Annotated in this window: 2 protein-coding genes; one reads left to right on the top strand and one right to left on the bottom strand. The window is 75.3% G+C overall.

Annotated features, from left to right (window positions below; all coding sequences use genetic code 11):
* The first annotated feature begins 563 nt into the window (after positions 1-563).
* Entirely contained in the window at positions 564-1,880 is a 1,317-nt protein-coding gene (locus E0D90_RS24725) for a sulfite oxidase (RefSeq protein ID WP_130800159.1), read from the top strand.
* 83 nt (positions 1,881-1,963) lie between these two features.
* On the opposite strand, the gene E0D90_RS24720 is transcribed toward E0D90_RS24725, so the two are convergent.
* Positions 1,964-2,959: an MsnO8 family LLM class oxidoreductase gene (locus E0D90_RS24720; protein WP_157996944.1), complete on the bottom strand. Its 996-nt coding sequence runs from the start codon at positions 2,957-2,959 to the stop codon at positions 1,964-1,966.
* Positions 2,960-3,002 lie beyond the last annotated feature (43 nt).

The raw sequence follows: 3,002 nt of genomic DNA, 5'->3' as shown, positions 1-3,002 counted from the left end.
GCCCGATACCCCCGCCGAGGCCCCGTCAGGGCCGTCACCGGGTCTCGCGCGCGGGTCCCCCGCGGCCACGCCGAAGGGCGCGCCGGCGTTGGAGGCGGCGAGCGCGGCGGCGGTCGGGGCGGCGGGTTCGGGCATGAGCACTCCTCGAGCTTTTCGGGACAGCGGTCCTGACTCCACAGAACCATTTCCCCCGGTGGGACGCCTGGCACGCAAGCGTCCTCGATCACGGGCCGGAGGTCGAGTCCCACCGGATGCCTCACCTCGCCTGCTGACACCGGGCGCGGCGGCGCCTACGATGACACGCGTGATCGCCAGCAGCCCGGCCTCTCCGGCCGCCGCCGTCGCCGCGCCGTCCGGCGCCGCCGCGTTCCGCTGCGATTCCTGTTGCCGCTGTCGCCGCTCCTGAGCGCCGGCCGGCCCCCTCCTTCCGCCGAACGCGGAGACCGACGCTCCCCGCGCCGGCTCCCGAACGCCCGCCGCCTCCGGCGGGCCCGGCTCCCCGGCGCGTCGCACGGTCACCCGACCCTCTGTGGCCCGACTCGCCGTCGGAGAAAGCAGGTCCCATGCCCCACCCCGACTCCGCCCGACCGCAGGACGAGATCGCGTACGACCGGGGACGCCTCGGTCAGTGGCTCGACGGCGACGCCAGAGCCGACGGGGTCTCCCGGCGCGGCATGCTGGCGCTGCTGGCCGCGGTCCCGGCGGCCGGTCTCGTCGCCGGGACACCGCGCCCGGCCGTGGCCGCCCCCACCGCGGCCACGGCCGGCGCCGTCGTGGCGCCCGTGTCCGGCACCACCGTCAAACCGCTCCCCGAGGAGTGGTTCCGGGTGCTCGGCACCAACGCCGAGACCCGCTGGGAAGCGCTGCGCGGCACGGGCTACCACACCCCGTCCGAGCGGTTCTTCGTCCGCAACCACACCTCCACCCCCGTCATCGACGCAGCCGGCTGGCGTCTGCGGCTGTGGGGCAGCGGCCTGCGGGGCTCGCCGGCGCCGGAGCGCGCGGTCGAGTTCAGCCTTCCCGAACTGCGCCGGATGCCCGCCGTGACCCGTTCCGCGTTCCTGGAGTGCGCGGGCAACGGGCGCAGCCACTACGCCTCCCAGCAGGGCCAGGAGGTGTCGGGCACGGCCTGGACGCTCGGTGCGATCGGGATGGCCCGCTGGCGCGGCGTCAGGCTGTCGGAGGTGCTGCGCCGCGCCGGACTCACCCACCGGGCGGTCGATGTGATGCCGCGGGGTCTGGACGCGGAGTTCGTGAGCGGCGGCGAGAACCTGGGACGGGTACGGCGTCCGCTGCCGGTCGCGAAGGCGCTGCAGGACGTGATCCTCGCCTACGAGATGAACGGCGAACCGCTGCCGTACGACCACGGGTATCCCGTGCGGGTACTGGTGCCGTCCTGGATCGGCATCTCCTCCGTGAAGTGGGTGGGCGACATCGAGGTCTCGGCGACGCCGCTGTACTCGCCCTGGAACACCGACCTCTACCGGCTGTTCGGCGCCGCCCACCCCGAGGGCGGCGGCCCGCCGCTCGGCCGTCAGACCGTCAAGAGCGCGTTCGAGCTCGCTGCCGGGGCCCGTTTCCGCGCCGGGCGGACGCACCTGCTGCACGGCCGGTCCTGGACCGGGGCCGGCACGATCCGTGCCGTCGAGGTGAGCACCGACGGCGGCGGCAGCTGGCGGGCGGCCCGGCAGCTCGATGTCGCGCGGCCCGGCGGCTGGGTGCGCTGGAGTGTCCCCTGGCGCCCGCGGCGTACCGGCCCGGCCGAACTCCTCGCGCGTGCGGCCGATTCCACCGGGCGTGTCCAGCCGGCGGAGTCGGTGCACAACGATCAGGGGTACCTGTTCGACGCCGTGGTCAGGCACCCGGTGACCGTTCGCTGAGCGGCCGGTCCCCACGGGCCGCGGGGCGCGTGCGTCCCGCGGCTCGCCGCGCCACGGCGGTGGTGACGGCCGGCGGCGGCCGGTCAGGGGCTGGTGGCGAGCTGGGCCGCCGGGTGGGTGGCGAGGCTGCTGAGGGTGCGGGCCCGGCCCTCGCCGGTCAGGTCGTAGGGGACCACCATCATCTCGTCGGCCTGCCAGGTGGCGGCCAGTCGCTCGACGGCGGCGGCGACGGTGGCGGGGGAACCGTGGATGAGCTGGGCCTCCTCGATGTTCTGCCGCACCAGGTAGCGCTCGCGGGCCTCCGAGAGCGGGCCCGGCGTCGTCTCCCGCACCCGGGCAGCGGTGGTCTCGAAGGCGAGGCGCTCGGCCTCCTCGTCGGTCCGCGCGCACAGCACGCTCACCGAGGCGATGACGTAGGGCCGGTCGGGACCGTGCGGGCCGGGGGTGAACTCCGAGCGGTAGCGCGTCACGGCCGCCGGGCGGGACCTGGCGCCCAGGTGCCCCCCGAAGACGAACGGAAGGCCGCGCCCCGCGGCGGTGCGTCCGCCGTTCTCGGAGCTGCCGAGGACGAAGACCTGCGGCGGTGTGGGGGGCAGCGGGGAGAGCTTCAACGGGGCGAACGGGTGCCCCTCGGGCCATTCGTCGTGGAGGAAGGCGGCCAGTTCGTCGATCAGCTCGGGGAACTCGGCGCGGGACTGCGGGGAGCGGCGGAGCGCGCGGTCGAGGAGCGTCGCGTGGTCGTTGCCCCCGGTCGCGCGGCCGACGCCGAGGTCGATACGGCCGGCGTGCACGGTCTGGAGCACCGCGAACTGCTCCGCGATCACCAGGGGGGCGTGGTTGGTGAGCATGACCCCGCCGGAACCGATCCGGATGTGCTCGGTCACCGCCGCCAGATGCGCCATCAGGACGGCGGGGGCGCTCCCGGCGCAGCGCACGGAGTTGTGGTGCTCGGCCACCCAGAAGCGGCGGTATCCCGCCTGTTCGGCGGCCTGGGCGACGTGCACGACGTCCAGGAGGGTCTCCCGTGCGTTGCCGCCGGGAGGGACGATGGCGACATCGAGGACGGAGAGCGGGATCACGGTTGCCTCCAAGGGTGCGGGGGGCGGGGGTCAGGGCGTGACG

Origin of the sequence: Streptomyces otsuchiensis (assembly GCF_004305975.1) — a bacterium.
In the GTDB taxonomy this organism is placed as follows: domain Bacteria; phylum Actinomycetota; class Actinomycetes; order Streptomycetales; family Streptomycetaceae; genus Streptomyces; species Streptomyces otsuchiensis.
Note: the sequence above shows the minus strand (reverse complement) of the source record. Positions and strands in the feature narration are given on the sequence as shown.